Below are 16,548 nucleotides of genomic sequence, written 5' to 3'. Positions count from 1 at the left end.
AGGGTAGCAGATAATCATACCACCAAGGCTTGAACGAAGTGAAAGCCAGCGTCATTTAGGCGCTGGCTCTTAATAAGCCCTTATAGGGCTAGTGCAAACCACGTCTTTTAGGCGTGGTTATGATTTCTTTGAGATTTGGGCGTTTTTTCTTTTCATTCCATGGAAAAAATGGTATAATTCCTATGAAAAAGGTTTGGTTCCATTTGAACCTTTTTCGATCATAATAAAAGAGAGGGAATCATCATGAAATATCTGATTGATACTCATACCCATACCATTGCCAGCGGACATGCTTACAGCACTTTGGACGAAAATGTCCTCTGTGCGGCACGAAAAGGACTGGAAGCCATTGCCATTACAGACCATGCGCCTATGATGGCACATACCACATGCCATGCATACTTTGCCAATCTTCATGTGGTGCCCAAAGAACTTCATGGGGTGCGTGTGCTGCGGGGCATTGAACTGAATATCATGGACTTTGACGGCACAGTGGATATGGACGAGAAAGTCCTTTCCCGTCTGGATATTGCCATTGCCAGCCTGCATACACCTTGTCTGGCACCGGGTACCAAAGAGGAAAACACAAGAGCCTGCCTGAAGGCCATGGAAAATCCCTTAGTGGATATTCTGGGACATCCGGGAGATCCTCGTTATCCGCTGGATTATGAACTTTTGGTGGAAAAAGCCAAAGAAACAGGCACCATTTTGGAAATCAATAACACTTCTCTTATTCCCGGCGGGTTTCGGGACGGAAGCGCGGACAACATAGAGTATATGCTGCGTCTTTGCAAAGAAGCAAAACTGCCTGTGGTGGTTGGCAGTGATGCGCATTTTTATACCAGCATTGGCGAATTTGACCATGCGGAAGCATTGATGAAGAAAGTAGATTTCCCCAAAAGTTTGGTGCTGAACGCCAGCGTGGATGGGCTCATCAGCGCGTTAAAGCGCAACAAATAATTTCATCAGAACGCCAAAAAAATCTTTACTTTAACACTTTAGTATGCTAATATGTAATAAGATATTGAGAGCAAAGGTGGCGTTCGGTTATGAACAAAAAAATCAAAAGTGAATTAGTGGACAGGCTTTTTCAGTGTATCCTCAGCATGGAAACCGTAGAAGAATGTTACCAGCTTTTCGAGGATTTATGCACCGTCAATGAAATACAGGCAATTGCCCAGCGTATGGAAGTAGCGGTTATGCTGAACGCAAAAAAGACTTATGTGGAAATTGCGGACAAGACAGGGGCTTCTACAGCCACCATCAGCCGCGTGAACCGCTGCCTGCATTATGGTACGGATGGCTATAAACTTGCGATCAGCAGAGTATATGGCGATGGTGACCAGACGGAAAAAACGGAAGAAGCAGAACAGTAACCCATAGATGAGCTTAGGAAGGGAGTTGGCACTTTCTCAGGTGTCCGCTTCCTTTTCTTTGCCAAAAAAGACAGAACAGGAGTAAAAACATGATTGGATTTGAACAGTTGAACAATATGCAGCAAAAAGCGGTTATGCAGACGGAAGGTCCCGTTTTGGTGCTGGCAGGTGCTGGCAGCGGTAAGACAGGTGCACTGACAGTCCGTATTGCCCATTTGCTGGAAACAGGCGTAAAACCCTGGAATATTCTTGCAATTACTTTCACCAACAAAGCAGCCAAAGAAATGCGGGAACGTGTGGACAAACTGGTGGGACAGGGTGCAGAAGATATCTGGATCAGCACATTCCATTCTACCTGCGTGCGTATCCTGCGCCGGGAAATCAGCCATCTGGATTATGATGGTCAGTTCTCCATCTATGACGCAGACGATCAGGAAAAAGTCATGAAGGAAGTATTCAAACGCCTGAATATGAGCCCCATTGACAAGAGTTTTTCCGTCCGTGCTGCCATTTCTCAGATCAGCAAACAGAAAGAAGAAATGGTCAGCTGGGAAGACTACGCAAAGACCGTAGATCCTTTTGACATCAAGGGAAAACGTCTGGCAAAGGTATACCAGCTTTATCAGCAGCTGCTGAAAGAAAGCAACGCCCTGGACTTTGATGATCTGATTTATAAGACAGTGCTGCTGTTCCGTACCCATCCAGAAGTGCTGGATAAATATCAGGAACGTTTCCGTTATATCATGGTAGACGAATATCAGGATACCAACACATCCCAGTATGAACTGGTGCATATGCTGGCTGCAAAATACCAAAATCTGTGCGTGGTAGGGGACGACGACCAGAGTATTTATGGCTGGAGAGGCGCAAATATCCGCAACATTTTGGACTTTGAAAAAGACTTCCCCAACACAACTGTTATCAAACTGGAACAGAACTATCGTTCCACCAAGAAAATTCTGGATGCGGCAAACGCAGTCATTCATAACAATGTGACCAGAAAAGAAAAATCCCTTTGGACAGAAAACGACAGCGGCAGCATCATCCACATTTATAAAGCAGATAATGAATACGACGAAGCACGTTATGTGGCAGAACAGATTGAACAGCTTCACAAAGAAGGCAAGAGCCTGAATAACTTTGCAGTGCTGTATCGTGCTAACGCACAGTCCCGTACTGTGGAAGACCAGCTGGTAAAAAGAGGCATCCCTTATCGTCTGTTCGGCGGCGTGCGCTTCTATGAAAGAAAAGAAATCAGAGATATTCTGTCTTATCTGAAAGTGCTGGCAAACCCTGCGGACACCATTGCACTGCGGAGAATCATCAATGTGCCTAAACGTGGTATTGGGGATACTTCTCTGGAAAAAGTGGTAACCTATGCCCAGAACCATGGCATGGGGCTTTATGAAGCACTGGCGCATCTGGATGATATGCCGGAACTGAAAACAAGAGTGAAGAAATTCAAAGAATTCTATGAACTCTTTGAAAGCCTGCGCCGTGATTATGAAGGCATGACAGCGGCAGAACTCATTGACGCCGTAGTAAAACGCAGCGGCTACCTGCAGCAGCTTTTGACAGAAGGCACTGATGAAGCACTGGCAAGAATCGAAAATATCGACGAATTTGTCAATAAGGCAACAGAATATGATAAACAGAATCCCGAAGCAGGTCTGGAAGGCTTCTTGGAAGAAGTGGCTCTGGTGGCTGACATTGACGGATACAATGAAGGGGATGAAAGTGTGGTACTCATGACACTGCACAGCGCAAAAGGTCTGGAATTCCCTTATGTATTCATCATCGGCATGGAAGAAGGTATTTTCCCCGGCTACCGTGCGGTGATGTTCGGCGGCGAAAAAGAAATTGAGGAAGAACGCCGTCTTTGTTATGTAGGTATCACTCGTGCAAAAGAAGTCCTTTATATGACCCATGCAAAAAGCCGTATGCAGCATGGTCTGACACAGTACAATCCACCTTCCCGTTTCCTGAAAGAAATCCCTCAGGATCTGGTGGATATGCCTACTCGTCAGATGTCCGATATGGCAAAGAAATACGCAATGCGGGAAAGCATGAAAGTAAGTCCTGTGACACCTACACGCAGCAAAGTGAACCCTTATGCCCAGCCCATCAAACGGGAAATGCCTGCGCCTAAGGACTTTAAGCTGGATTACGAAGTAGGCGATAAAGTCCGTGCACCGAAGTACGGCATTGGCGTTGTCAAATCCATTCAGGGCGGCGGCGCAGATTTTGAAGTAGAGGTATCCTTCGGCGAAAAAGGAACCAAGAAATTTATGGCAAAACTTTCCAAGCTGATCAAAGTCAGCGAATAATCTTTGGGAGCGATGCGGAATATGGAGAGAATGAAGGAACTGGTTGCCCTCCTCAATGAGGCAGCGGAAGCCTATTATCAGAAAGATACGGAAATCATGTCCAACCAGCAGTATGACGCACTTTATGACGAATTGGTGCAGCTGGAAGCAGAAACAGGCATGGTGCTGGCAAACAGCCCGACACAGAACGTGGGCTATACGGTTTTGAGCAATCTGCAGAAAATCCGTCATGAAAGCCCTATTTTGTCACTGGATAAAACAAAAGACCCCTTGAAGCTTCAAAGCTTCTTGGGGGACAAAAAAGGCATTTTGTCTTGGAAACTGGATGGCTTGACCATTGTGCTGAAATACAGCGGCGGGGAACTGGTACAGGCAATCACCAGAGGCAATGGGGAAATCGGTGAAGATGTGACTCATAATGCCCGTGTGTTTGCAAACCTGCCTTTGAAGATTGCTTTTGACGGAGAATTGGTGCTTCGTGGCGAAGGTGTTATTTCTTATTCAGAGTTCCAGCGAATCAATGAGGAACTAGGCGAAGGGGAAGCATACAAAAACCCCAGAAACCTTTGCAGCGGTACCGTAAGACAGCTGAACAGCGAGATTGCAGCAAAGCGAAATGTACAGTTTTTTGCCTTTACACTGGTAAGTGCGGAGGGAAAAGAACTTTCCGATAGTAAAACAGAAAATATGCAGTGGCTGGCTTCTTTGGGCTTTACAGTTGTAGAATCCAAAGTAGTCACGGGAGATACCATTCTGGATGCGGTGGAATATTTCCGGGAACATATCGAAGGCAATGACATTGCATCTGATGGCTTGGTACTGACTTTTGACAGCATTTCTTATAGCCAGAGTCTGGGACGGACAGCCAAATTCCCCAAAGACTCCATCGCCTTCAAATGGGCAGACGAAATGGCAGAAACCACTTTGCGGGAAATTGAATGGAACACTTCCCGTACAGGGCTTATGAATCCCATTGCAGTCTTTGACCCTGTGGAACTGGAAGGCTCTACGGTGAGCCGTGCCAGTGTACACAACGTCAGTATTCTGGAAGAACTGGCACTGGGCATTGGGGATACCATTAAAGTCTATAAAGCAAATATGATTATTCCCCAGATTGCGGAAAATCTGACACGTTCTGCTTCTGCGGAAATCCCTGCTCATTGCTTTGTTTGCGGCGGTGAAACGGAAGTACGCAGCCTTAGGGATGGGAAAGCGTTATATTGTACCAATCCCAGCTGTCAGGCACAGCGTGTCCAGACATTGAGCCACTTTGTTTCCAGAGATGCTATGAATATGGAAGGACTTTCCGAAGAAACTCTGAAAAAATTCTTGGAAAAGGGTTTTATCAACCAGTATCCCGATCTGTTCCGATTGGAAGAACATAAAGATGCCATTTTGGAAATGGATGGTTTCGGTGAAAAGTCTTATACCAATCTCATTGCTTCTGTGGAAAAAGCAAAGGATGTGTATCTGGCAAACTTTATCTATGCCCTTGGCATCAACCATGTAGGTCTGCGGAACGCGAAATTGCTCTGCAAGTCTTTTGATAACGACTTGGAGAAAATCAAGGCGGCAGAAACGGAAGAACTGGCAGCCATCGAAGGCTTTGGGGAAATCATTGCCCATAGCATCCATCAGTATTTCCATGATGAACAGCATCTGGCACTGCTAGCAGATGCTTTGCCGTATCTGCGTTTCCGTGTGGAAGAAGTGCAGGATACTTCCCAATCACCCCTCAACGGCTTGACTTTTGTGGTGACAGGGGATTTGGAGCAGTTTGCCAACCGTAAGGAACTGGCTGCTTATATTGAAGCCAATGGCGGCAAGGTGACAGGCAGTGTGACGAAGAAAACCAATTTCCTGATCAATAATGATGTTCATTCCACTTCTTCCAAAAATAAGAAAGCCCAGGAGCTGGGAATTCCCATTTTGGACGAAAACGCTTTTGTGGAACGATTTGGAAAAAAAGAAGAATAAATATGCAAATCGACTCATTTTTTTGATAGAAAAATGAGTCGATTTTTTATAAAATGAAATAAATTATCGGCAGAAAAACTATTTCATCCATGATGCACTAAGGATAATGTTATTTCTTGAATTTCTTTTCCCAAAATACAAAAAAATAGCATATTTTCACATTTTTTTTCTGTATTTTTCTTGATTTTTTGTTATAATAAAAAATATAGAAAGGCGGGAGAGGTTACTATGAACTTAAACCAGCTGTATTATTTCAAGACTTTGGCAGAATTAGAGCATTATACAAAAGCTGCCGAAAAGCTGAATATTTCACAGCCTACCCTAAGTCATTCCATCGCGGCGATGGAAAAAGAGTTGGGTGCCTTCCTTTTTGAAAAACAGGGGCGAAATGTAGTACTGACAAAATACGGCAGAATTTACATGTTTTATGTGGAAAATGCCCTGACCCAGCTGGAGCTGGGGAAAAACCAGATCGAGCGGTTGGTGGCAGAAGGCGGCGGTCATGTAGGTTTGGCTTATATGACATCCGTTGGGACCAATTTTGTGCCGGAAATCATTGCAGGCTTTCTGGATGATCCCCAGAATAAAAACATTTCTTTCTCCTGTTATGAAGGCAATACCAAAACATTACTTTACAACCTGAAGCGGGAAAAATATGATTTGATTTTCTGCTCCATGGTGGAAAATGAGAGTGATGTGGAATTTATTCCTGTGTATGAACAGGGTCTGGTGGTTATTGTGCCGGAAAATCATCCTCTGGCGGAAAAAGAAAAAGTGACCATTCAGGATATTTGTCCATATCCCCTCATCTGCTATACAAAAGAAAGTGGGATGCGTCGTATCATTGATGATTTGTTTGTCAAAGCGCAGATCATGCCCAACATCCTCTGTCAGTTTGAAGATGTCAACTCCATGGCAGGGCTGGTGGCAGCAAACCAGGGCATCGCAATCATTACAGATAATCCATCCATACAGAATTATAAAGTCACAAAACTAGAATTTGATACGCCTTATTCCAAACGAATGGTATATATGGCTTATGTGCTCAATCGATACCTGCCGCCGGCAGTGGAAAAATTCAAAGAGTATATCATTCAGCGTACAAAAGAAAAGTGAACATGAAAAAACGGCTGAGGTTTTTCCTCAGCCGTTTTTTTCATGGAATGATCAAATCTGTGGATTTGTTGTTTTGATGGCCCGCAGCACAGCCTGTTCTGTGACTTTTGCAGCCAGAATCCCCACAACGTCAACGGGAGCGGTGGGCAGTTCCAGTTCTTCTGTGGACATGCAGAACAGGGTATCACCGTCCAAAGTGGTGTGGATGGGGCGAATGCACCGTGCCAGACCATCATGTGCCATGCCGGCAACTTTTGCAGCCTGGGCTTTTGTCAGTTTCACATTGGTGGCAATGATACCGATGGTGGTGTTTTTGCCGCCAAAGGAAAGAGAAGATGCGGCTTTGATGACGCCTTCTTCTGTATTGGAAAAGGTGCCATCAGGATTTTTGGTACCGGCAATGATTTTGCCGTTTTCCCAGACATCCCCAAAAGCGTTCACCGCAATGAGGGCAGCCACAGTGATGCCGTTTTCTGTAGTTTCTGCCCAGGAACCGATGCCGCTGTTGCAGCAGTGTTCCATGCCATTGAGTTTCCCGACCGTTGCGCCGCAGCCTGCGCCGTAATCGCCTTCCATGAGGATTTCGTCGGAAGCGGCTTCGCAGGCAGCTCTGCCCATAGCTTTGTCAGGACGCACAAAGGCATCTCCATAGCCCAAATCAAAAAGAACAGCAGAGGGAACGATGGGAACTTTTGTGACACCTACGTCAAAGCCGATGCCTTTTTCTTCCAGATAGTCCATGACACCGCTGGCAGCTTCCAGACCAAAAGCGGAACCGCCGGAAAGGACAACAGCCTGTACTCTTTCCATGGCATTGATGGGGTTTAACAGATCTGTTTCTCTTGTGCCGGGAGCGGCACCGCGGACATCCACGCCGCAGACAGCACCTTTTTCCGCAATGACAACGGTAACGCCTGTTTTTGCTTCTGTATTTTGTGCCTGACCGACTTTCAAGCCTTTGATATCTAAAATATTATGCTTCATAATTTCCTCCTGAAGGTGTGTTTTCTTTTATATTACCTGTATTAAAAGCCCTTGTAAATATGGAAAAGCACCAAAGAATCTTGACCGCCATAGAATGACATTATCTTGGTATGTGCGGGAGGAGAAGCAATGGGATATTATCGGGTGACGGGCGGCGGAACCATTGGTGGGGAATACACAGTCAGAGGCAGTAAAAACGCAGTGCTGCCCATTCTGGCGGCATCCATTTTAGCTGGAGATGAAGTGGTGCTGGAAAATGTGCCCCATATTACGGATGTGTTTGTTTCTCTGGAAATTTTGGAGGAACTGGGCTGCAAGACAAAGCTGGAAGGCAGGACACTGACCATTGACAGCCGGAATATTGAAAAAACAGAAATCAGTGAGGAAATGGTAGGGAAAATGCGTTCTTCCATACTGTATCTGGGGGCACTGCTTGGTCGGATGAAAAAAGCCTCTCTGGGACACCCCGGCGGATGTGTGATCGGTCGACGTCCCATTGATCTGCATTTGCGTGCCTTTGAGAAAATGGGCGTACGGATTCGGGAGGAAAACGAAATTTTCCATTGTGAGGCACCTTTGCTTTTGGGGTATCATATTTATCTGGAATATCCCAGCGTAGGCGCTACGGAAAATATCCTGCTCCTTTCTGTGAAAGCAGAGGGCACTACGGTCATCCACAATGCGGCAAGAGAACCAGAAATTGTGGCTCTGGCTCGTTTTCTGCGGGCATGCGGTGCGGAAATTTACGGAGAAGGTACTCCTACCATCATGGTAGAAGGGGTGCGGAAACTCCATGGAGCGGTGTTTGAAGTACCTTTTGACCGCATTGAGGCAGGGACGTTTCTTTGTGCCGCTGCCATGACGGGTGGAAAGCTGTATCTCCATGGTGCGGAAAAACAGTATATGGAGCAGACACTGGAAGTGCTGGAAAAGGTAGGCTGCGGGCTGCGGTATGAGGAAGATGCAGTCTATTTGCAGGCGCCTACGCGGCTTTTGTCGGACTTTACACTGGCAACCGGACCGTATCCTGCTTTCCCTACGGATATGCAGCCAATGGTCATGAGTCTATTGACATTGGCAAAAGGAACCTGTATGATGAGTGAAACAGTGTTTGAAGCACGGTTTCGCCATGTGGCAGAATTATGCCGCATGGGAGCGAATATACAGGTGCACGGTCGAAATGCGGCAGTTTTTGGCGTGGAAAAACTTCATGGTGCAAAAGTGCGGGCAACAGATCTGCGCAGCGGTGCGGCGCTTTTGCTGGCGGCTTTGGCAGCAGAAGGAGAAACCATCGTCGAAGGCAGCGCTTTTGTGGAACGGGGTTATGAAAAACTGGAAGACGCGCTGACATTTCTGGGCGGACGGGTGCAGCTGGTATCATAAAAGGTGATTACATGAGAAAAAAAAGAAAAAAACAGATGGAAGACATTGATTTGATGGAGGAACTGGAATATTACCAGCCACGGAAAAAACGGCTGGAAATTCCGCAGAAATATGTCATTGTAGCAGTGTTGATACTGTTGGCAGGGGCAGCGTTTCTGTTTTCTCCTTTTTTTGCTGTCAAAAATATCCGGGTGGAAAATTCCGAACGGTTTGCCACATCAGATCTTTGTGAAAGAATCGGTCTGAATCAGGGGGATAATGCCATACTGTTCAATCGCTCCAAAGCGGAAGATATTCTGCGGCAAGACCCTTATATCAAAGATGCCAGACTGGTTTGGGAATTCCCTGATACCATGGTTATTTCCCTGACAGAACGGAAGGTAAGAGCCTATGTGCCTTATATGGGTTCTTATCTGTACATAGACGAAGAAGGACGGGTGCTGGATGTCCAGAATGTTTATACGGAAGGGCTGCCTTTGGTAAAAGGTCTGGTATTTTCCGGTTTCCAGCGCGGAGAAGTTTTGCAGGTGGAAAATCAGGAATCCTTGCAGGTGATGCTCCAGATTTCCCAGATGATACAGAAATATAACCTGACGGAGTTTGCTGCGGAAGTGGATGTATCCAACACATCGGATATTTATGCAACGGTAAACCAAGTGCAGGTACACTTGGGTACCATGGATAATATGGATCAGAAAATACGTACCATGGCGGCAGTTGTGGTGACCATTCCCGAGGAGGACAGAGGGACTTTGGACTTGAGTGATCTTTCCAAGCCCATTGTGTTCCAGTATTTGTTGTAAGAAGGTGACAGACGGATGAAACCAAAGGGAATCATACCCGGTATTACAGCTTTGTGTGCCATTTTGGGTATGCTGATTGGTGTGCAGTATAATACGGTGCAGTCTCAGGCGGCTTCAGCGGCAGGTACGGACAACGTGCGTTTGACAGAGCTTTCTGCGGAACTGCGCAAGGAACGAGAAGAAAAAGAAGCGCTGGAAAAACAGCTGGACAAGCAGGCAGAACTGCTGGAAACCTATGAAGCAGGAGAATCTGACGGTGCGGCACTGGAATCTTTGCAGAAAGAAAATGAGAAACTGCGGGCTTTTGCCGGATTGTCAGAACAGACAGGTGCCGGTATCGTTGTGACCATGGATGATAGTGACAAAGATATGGGCGGCGATAAGAATGCTTATCTTGTTCATGCGGAAGATATTTTGAAAGTCGTCAATGAACTTTTTGTGGCAGGAGCGGAAGCCGTTTCTGTCAATGAACAGCGGATCGTAGCCCAAAGCGGTATCACCTGTGCCGGCAGCGTTATTACAGTTAATGGTGTGCGTGTGGCTGCGCCTTTTGAAATCAAAGCCATTGGAGATGCTAGTGTGTTGCAGGCAGCTTTACGTTTTCCTGGCGGCGTTGTGGATACCCTTTCTCCTTGGGGCATTGTCATTGACATTCGTGAGGAGGCGTCTGTGACCGTTCCGGCTTATACCCAGTCTGCGTTGTGGAAAACAACAGAGGAAGGAGAAGATGCATCATGAAAATCATCGTTCCTATTATTGGATTATGCGCAGGGATTCTTCTGGGAATCAAAAGCGGCATTGTGCTGCCTTATGCCATGATGGCTTATGGCGGCGTTGGAATTCTGGCGTGTCTGGATACGGTGCTGGGCGGTGTGCGCGCGGATATGGAGCATCAGTTTCAGATGCGGATATTCGTCAGCGGCTTTTTCATCAATGGAATCGTTGCCATTGGTCTGGTTTGGCTGGGAAAACAGCTGAATATGGATTTGTCTATTGCTGCCATTGTGGTCTTTGGTTCTCGGATTTTTTATAATTTTAGTAAAATTAGAAGATTTTTGTTGAATAAAAGGCAAAAAGAGGCTATGATAGGAGAAGAGTAAGAAAGGTCAAAAAAGAAAGTTAAAAATATCGAAAAAAATTATGAATTATTCTGTTTTTGTATGGTAATTCGTCTTTTTTTCATGTATAATTAAAGTTATGATTATGGAATTGGTAGGAGGGGATTTTTTTGCTCGAATTTGACATCCCAATGAGCAATATGGCACAAATAAAAGTAATCGGTGTAGGCGGCGGTGGCAACAACGCTGTTGACCGTATGATTGAAGATGGACTGGACGGCGTGGAATTCATTTCCATTAACACAGATGGACAGGCTTTGGCAAAATCCAAATCCAGCACAAAAATTCAGATTGGTGAAAAACTGACCAAAGGTCTTGGCGCCGGCGGTAACCCTGAAATCGGTGAAAAATCCGTAGATGAAACACAGGATGAAATCGCGCAGGCTCTGCGTGGTTCCGATATGGTATTCATCACAGCAGGTATGGGCGGCGGCACAGGTACCGGTGCAGCACCCAGAATCGCAGCGATCTCCAAAGAACTGGGTATCCTGACTGTAGGCGTTGTTACAAAACCCTTCAACTTTGAAGGCAAAAAGAGAATGAGCAATGCAGAAAAAGGTATCGCGGAACTGAAAAAGAACGTAGATACACTGGTTATCATTCCCAACCAGAGACTGCTGAGCATCATCGATAAAAAGACAACACTGACAGAAGCGTTCCGCAAAGCTGACGAAATCCTCAGACAGGGCGTACAGGGTATTGCAGACCTGATCTCCAAACCCGGCGTTATCAATCTGGACTTTGCAGACGTTCGCACCGTTATGGCAGACAAAGGCGTTGCCCACATGGGTATTGGTCGTGCTGCTGGTGAAAACAAAGCGGAAATCGCAGCAAAAATGGCAATCCAGAGCCCTCTGCTGGAAACAACTATCGAAGGTGCAAAGAGCGTCCTGATCAACTTCAGCGGCGACATGAACCTGGGTCTGATGGAAACAGAAGAAGCAGCAGATCTGATCAGAGAATCTATCGATCCCGAAGCAGAAATCATCTTCGGTACAACCATCAACGAAGAACTGCAGGATGAAGTTATCGTTACTGTTATCGCAACAGGTCTGGAAGATGACATTCCCGCTCCCGAACCCAGAAGAGTGGCACAGTCTGTGGAAAAAGCACCTGAAACAACAGAAGAAGTTGTGGAAGAAAGCACAGAAGAAACAGCAGAACAGCGTCCCGCAAGAAGATTTGCAGATCTGGACGACTTCGAATCTGAAATCAAAATTCCTGATTTCCTGACAAGAAAGAAATTCTAATCTTTAATACATCTTCTATACATAAGGAACAATCAAAACGGATGAATCCTGAAAAGGGTTTATCCGTTTTTTTGTGAGAAAGTAGATGTTAGACAAAAACATAAACCTGAAATTAGCAAGAATTACAGGGCTTTCAGGTGTGTTTTGGTATAACTGCAATAGTTTTCCTGTCTTGTTTTGTATGACATAATGAAAAATAATATCCTGTTATATTTTGTAATAATTTTCATGTACAATGAATGTACAAAGCTTTGGGGAAAGTTTATGAAGAGAGAAACAGGAGGGGAAATGTATGACAGAAACATTTTGTGGAAAAGATTGTGATTTATGTCAGGAGAAACAATCAGAAGCGTGCAGAGGCTGCAAAGAAGGACCGGGCAGGCGGTTTGGCGGTGACTGTCCCATTGCGGATTGCTGTCGGGACAAGTATCATGCAAACTGTGATACCTGTCAGGAAGCTATGAGCTGTACAAAACGACAGCAGAAAGATCAGATGCCGCAGATACGAATTGCAGAAGCGTCGGCAAAAGAAGAAAAAGAAGTTCAAAAAAGAGAAAAAGCAAAGGTGCTGGGAAAATGGCTGTGGATTTTGTTCTGGCTTCTTATTGCAAGTCTTATTACAGGATTACTGTCGCAGGATAGTCTGTCACAGGTGAGTCCACGGATTTATTTTATTGGGACTGTGTCGGGTATTGCCATAAAGGTGATCTATTGCCTGATTTTGCTGCAGCTGCGTCATGTAGAAGAAAAATATGGCAAGGCAGGTATTTGTTCCATCATCAGCGCTTTGCTGGCAGTAGTGGTTTTGCTCGTTGTGGAAAACAGTATCGCTTTGGCATTGATTATGCTTCTGGTGGCAACAGCCATCGGTCTTGCAGTAGATTACTTTTTCTTTTATGGCAACGCGGCGGTACTGGAAGATTTTGATCTGGAGTTTTCGGAAAAGTGGAAAAAACTTTGGACATGGAACCTCATTTGCATTGGTGGTATGACAGCGGGCATTTGTCTGATGTTCTTAGGCATCATTGGGGCGATTTTGGTCATTGTAGGCGGTCTTGGTGTTTTTGTCATCGGTATTATGCAGCTGGTTTATCTGTATCGCATGGCAGTGCTGTTTAAGGAGTATACATGATTTGAAAATAAAAAAGGATACGCTACAAAGCAAATTCCCTTAAGAAAACATTGATTTTCCTTTTCTCTGATTTCTTAAGGGGAATTGCGGCAGCTGTCTTCATAAGAAAACATCACAAATAAAATCTTAATAAAATAAGAAAGTCAAAACCCTTTGTAATAATAAGGATTTTGGCTTTCTTTGTTTTCTTATGAAGATGCTCCCGATTGCGTATCCTTTTTTGCTGTTATCGAATCATATTGTCGATCATGGCGCTGATCTTGTCCCGACTGATTTTTTCCAGAATGGCTTTTTTCACAAATTCGTCTTTGCTGTAGCCGAACTGCGCCAGATATTCATTCAGCTGTGCCATGGTGTCGGGATCTATGGTAACGGACAGGCGTTTGCCTGTGGATTTCGGTTTTGTGCTGCTTTTTTTCGCAGTGGATTTTGTTGTTTTCTCTGCCATAGGGGTTCTCTCCTTCCTCTGTATTCAGTATATCAAAAAAAGAAAAAAATAGCAGTATGTTTTTTCAAAGACCGGGCAAAATAAGTGCGTACCAAACAAAAGGAGGCGCACACAATGGAAAAATGTAATGAATGTATCAGATGTACCGTAGATAACTGCAGACATCACCACAACACAAAAAATTACTGCACACTGGAAACCATTCAGGTAGGCACACATGAAGCAAACCCTACTATGGATCAGTGTACAGACTGTCTGTCTTACACAAAAAGATAAGATTGTCTGAAAGAAGCAACGGGCATTTCATAAAGTTCGGGGCTTCTGCGTAAGAAAACCAAGAAAGCTGAAATCTTTTATTGCAAGAGATTTCAGCTTTCTTCTTTTTACAGGGTTTAATTGGGAAGGAGTTTTTCTTTGGGATGACTGTTTTTTATTGCGGCAAGTTTATACCGTCGGTATAATGAAAATGGAGGTGTTTGCCATGAGATTATATCTGGTTCGACATGGACAAACGGATATGAATAAGCGAAATATGTTTTATGGCTGGACAGATGCGGATATCAACGAAACGGGCATACAGCAGGCAGAAATGCTGCGGCAGTATTTCCGGCAGATTCCCATTGATGCCATTTACAGTAGCGATCTGAGAAGAGCGGCTCATACAGCGGAAATCATCGCCGCTGGGAAGGATATGAAAGTACACTATGACAGCGCTTTTCGAGAACTTTATTACGGAGATTGGGAAAATCAGACCACAGAATACATAGAGAAGAATTACAAGGAAGAACTGCGGGGGTGGGTCACAGACTGGAAAGACCTTGCTATGCCCAATGGAGAAAAGTTTTCGGATTTCTACAACAGGGTTGCTGTAGGCGTTGACAGATTGGTGGAGGAAAACCGCGGCAAAAATGTTCTTTTGGTGGCTCATAACGGTGCTCTTAGTACTATGCTCTGTCATTTGACAGGAGCTGGTATGGATGGCTTCTGGCGGTTCGATTCCAAACAGGGGCATTATAGCTCCGTACTGATTTCCAAAAAGTGGACGACCATTGAAAGCATCAACCATCCTTTGTGTCTGGAGGAGGAATGACATGAAAGCCAAATGTCATAATATGGAGAAGAAAGAGGCTGTTTTTTCCAAAGAGCATCTCTGCGGCGGAAAAATCATAGAATCCTTTATCCCTACCTGTGAGGAGGATGGATTTACTCTTTTGCAGCGGAAACGGGGAATACGGCTGATTTTTGCTGGATTGGAGCCGAAGTTTAATTGGTTTCCTGTGCCTTGTTTTTGGGTTTTTGCTACGGATGAAAAGGGCGGCGCTTTTGCACACAGGGAAGGCAAGTTGGAAAACAGCCCAATCTATTATGTGTCAGCAGAAAATAAGTGCTGGTATCTGGCAGAAAATTTCCGAGAATTTGTCCGGCTGGTGATATTTGCACCGGAATGGATGGAAAAAGCAACAGGAAAGAAATCTGATTTTTCAGAAGAAACACAGGAAGAAAGAGAAAAAATGGGCATGGTATTTGGTCTGGAACCGCCGAAAACAGATTTGTTAGAAGTTGTGAAAGAAGCGGAAGAAATCCGTATTTTTGACAGTCAGACAGAAGCGGAAACAGAATACGAACTTTTATAAGGGGGAGAAGTTATGAAAAAGTATGGAATACTGGCGGCGTTGGTTATGACGTTTGCGTTGGCAGGCTGTGGCGGAGGAGAGCAGGCGGAAGTGCCCGCACAGGAAGCCATGGGCAATACCATGCTCAATTCCGGCGGTGCTGGCGGCAGCAATGGATTTTCTGAAACTTATGAACTGGACAACACCAACGGAGAAGCACTGCATTTTTATGTGAGAAACACACGACCGGAAAGCGATGTGTACACGGAATTGAAAGTAAGTATTCTCTGCGACGAAGAAGAAGTGGCGCAGGAAGTGCTTTTGCCGGGAGAATCCACCGTGTTGACAGAAATGCTGACAGAGAAGGAAAAAGAATATAACTGTAAGGCTGTGGCAGGCAAAAACGGCGGAGATATGTTCATGGACTTTGCCATCGTCCAAGGAGAAGCCGAAACGGAGGATGCAGCAGCTTTTTTGGATGAAATGGTTGGGGAACCAGAATAAAAAAATTGGGAAAATCATTGATTTTTCAGGCAGTCTGATGGTTTTGAAAAAAATACGTTCTGTAAAGGAAAAATACTTGACAGCCGCCCCCTTTTCGGATACAATAACACAGGTGGTTGTAAAGTGATTTTACTTTACAGGAGGAAAAGACCATGGATGAAATCTTACATCTGACACTGCTCTATGATTTTTACGGCGAGCTTTTGACAGAGAAACAAAAACAGGTATTCGATCTGCACTATCAGGACGATCTTTCCCTTTCGGAAATCGGAGAGGAATTGTCCATCAGCCGTCAGGCGGTGCGGGATCAGCTGAAGCGGACGGAAAAAATCCTTATGGATTATGAACAGAAGCTGGGGCTGGTAGCCAGATTCCAAGCACAGAAAAAATCTGTACGGGAAATGCTGGATATTTTACAGGAGATGGAAACCGACGGTCTTTCAGAAAAAAGAATCCACCAACTGGAAAAAATGAAACAGATTGCCGAAGCAATATTATCCTGAGAGGAGGGCGGTCT

Annotated in this window: 18 protein-coding genes; 16 read left to right on the top strand and 2 right to left on the bottom strand. The window is 45.0% G+C overall.

Annotation, left to right across the window (positions count from 1 at the left end; genetic code table 11):
- Positions 1–243: 243 nt before the first annotated feature.
- The 5 genes from INF29_RS08205 (at position 244) to INF29_RS08185 (ending at position 6,796) form a co-directional block, all read left to right on the top strand.
- Positions 244–960 carry a phosphatase gene (locus INF29_RS08205; RefSeq protein WP_193485898.1) on the top strand — a complete coding sequence of 239 codons (717 nt, stop codon included), beginning with the start codon at positions 244–246 and terminating at the stop codon, positions 958–960.
- 89 nt (positions 961–1,049) lie between these two features.
- A complete protein-coding gene (locus INF29_RS08200) occupies positions 1,050–1,376 on the top strand; it encodes a YerC/YecD family TrpR-related protein (protein WP_072853245.1) in 327 nt (108 codons plus the stop codon).
- Between the two features lie 89 nt (positions 1,377–1,465).
- Positions 1,466–3,703, top strand: a complete 2,238-nt coding sequence (gene pcrA / locus INF29_RS08195) for a DNA helicase PcrA (RefSeq protein WP_072853247.1) — start codon at positions 1,466–1,468, stop codon at positions 3,701–3,703.
- 12 nt (positions 3,704–3,715) lie between these two features.
- Entirely contained in the window at positions 3,716–5,680 is a 1,965-nt protein-coding gene (gene ligA / locus INF29_RS08190; protein WP_408626515.1) for an NAD-dependent DNA ligase LigA, read from the top strand.
- 228 nt (positions 5,681–5,908) lie between these two features.
- Complete coding sequence (locus tag INF29_RS08185; protein WP_022254798.1) at positions 5,909–6,796, top strand: LysR family transcriptional regulator; 888 nt, start codon at positions 5,909–5,911, stop codon at positions 6,794–6,796.
- 51 nt (positions 6,797–6,847) lie between these two features.
- Here the strand turns inward: INF29_RS08185 and INF29_RS08180 are convergent, their stop codons facing one another.
- Positions 6,848–7,780 carry a P1 family peptidase gene (locus tag INF29_RS08180; protein ID WP_193485896.1) on the bottom strand — a complete coding sequence of 311 codons (933 nt, stop codon included), beginning with the start codon at positions 7,778–7,780 and terminating at the stop codon, positions 6,848–6,850.
- Between the two features lie 129 nt (positions 7,781–7,909).
- Between INF29_RS08180 and murA the strand changes: the two genes are divergently transcribed.
- The 6 genes from murA (at position 7,910) to INF29_RS08150 (ending at position 13,466) form a co-directional block, all read left to right on the top strand.
- Positions 7,910–9,163, top strand: a complete 1,254-nt coding sequence (gene murA / locus INF29_RS08175; protein WP_193485894.1) for a UDP-N-acetylglucosamine 1-carboxyvinyltransferase — start codon at positions 7,910–7,912, stop codon at positions 9,161–9,163.
- A gap of 11 nt (positions 9,164–9,174) precedes the next feature.
- A complete protein-coding gene (locus INF29_RS08170) occupies positions 9,175–9,966 on the top strand; it encodes a cell division protein FtsQ/DivIB (protein ID WP_193485892.1) in 792 nt (263 codons plus the stop codon).
- A gap of 15 nt (positions 9,967–9,981) precedes the next feature.
- Positions 9,982–10,704 (top strand): DUF881 domain-containing protein, encoded by a 723-nt coding sequence (locus INF29_RS08165; protein WP_072853257.1) that lies wholly within the window; start codon positions 9,982–9,984, stop codon positions 10,702–10,704.
- Entirely contained in the window at positions 10,701–11,066 is a 366-nt protein-coding gene (locus INF29_RS08160; RefSeq protein ID WP_084730740.1) for a small basic family protein, read from the top strand. Before INF29_RS08165 ends, INF29_RS08160 begins: the two co-directional genes overlap by 4 nt.
- 128 nt (positions 11,067–11,194) lie before the next feature.
- A complete protein-coding gene (ftsZ, locus tag INF29_RS08155; protein WP_193485890.1) occupies positions 11,195–12,334 on the top strand; it encodes a cell division protein FtsZ in 1,140 nt (379 codons plus the stop codon).
- Between the two features lie 292 nt (positions 12,335–12,626).
- Entirely contained in the window at positions 12,627–13,466 is an 840-nt protein-coding gene (locus INF29_RS08150) for a DUF3795 domain-containing protein (protein WP_193485888.1), read from the top strand.
- A 226-nt stretch (positions 13,467–13,692) separates the two neighbouring features.
- Here INF29_RS08150 and INF29_RS08145 read toward each other — a convergent pair whose 3' ends face one another.
- Complete coding sequence (locus INF29_RS08145; RefSeq protein WP_072853812.1) at positions 13,693–13,914, bottom strand: ribbon-helix-helix domain-containing protein; 222 nt, start codon at positions 13,912–13,914, stop codon at positions 13,693–13,695.
- A 114-nt stretch (positions 13,915–14,028) separates the two neighbouring features.
- Here INF29_RS08145 and INF29_RS08140 point away from each other — a divergent pair, with 114 nt between their 5' ends.
- The 5 genes from INF29_RS08140 (at position 14,029) to ylxM (ending at position 16,534) form a co-directional block, all read left to right on the top strand.
- Positions 14,029–14,190 (top strand): DUF1540 domain-containing protein, encoded by a 162-nt coding sequence (locus tag INF29_RS08140; RefSeq protein WP_022253630.1) that lies wholly within the window; start codon positions 14,029–14,031, stop codon positions 14,188–14,190.
- Between the two features lie 205 nt (positions 14,191–14,395).
- Positions 14,396–15,004 carry an alpha-ribazole phosphatase gene (gene cobC / locus INF29_RS08135; protein ID WP_193485887.1) on the top strand — a complete coding sequence of 203 codons (609 nt, stop codon included), beginning with the start codon at positions 14,396–14,398 and terminating at the stop codon, positions 15,002–15,004.
- Between the two features lies 1 nt (position 15,005).
- Positions 15,006–15,548 carry a hypothetical protein gene (locus tag INF29_RS08130; protein ID WP_193485885.1) on the top strand — a complete coding sequence of 181 codons (543 nt, stop codon included), beginning with the start codon at positions 15,006–15,008 and terminating at the stop codon, positions 15,546–15,548.
- Positions 15,549–15,560: 12 nt separating this feature from the next.
- Entirely contained in the window at positions 15,561–16,031 is a 471-nt protein-coding gene (locus tag INF29_RS08125) for a hypothetical protein (RefSeq protein ID WP_193485883.1), read from the top strand.
- A gap of 152 nt (positions 16,032–16,183) precedes the next feature.
- Positions 16,184–16,534, top strand: a complete 351-nt coding sequence (gene ylxM, locus INF29_RS08120) for a YlxM family DNA-binding protein (protein ID WP_193485881.1) — start codon at positions 16,184–16,186, stop codon at positions 16,532–16,534.
- Positions 16,535–16,548: the final 14 nt, after the last annotated feature.

It is taken from the genome of Anaerotignum lactatifermentans, from assembly GCF_014982935.1.
Taxonomy (GTDB): Bacteria; Bacillota; Clostridia; order Lachnospirales; family Anaerotignaceae; genus Anaerotignum; species Anaerotignum lactatifermentans.
The sequence above is the reverse complement of the archived record's forward strand: the minus strand, read 5'-3'. Positions and strand labels throughout refer to the sequence as shown.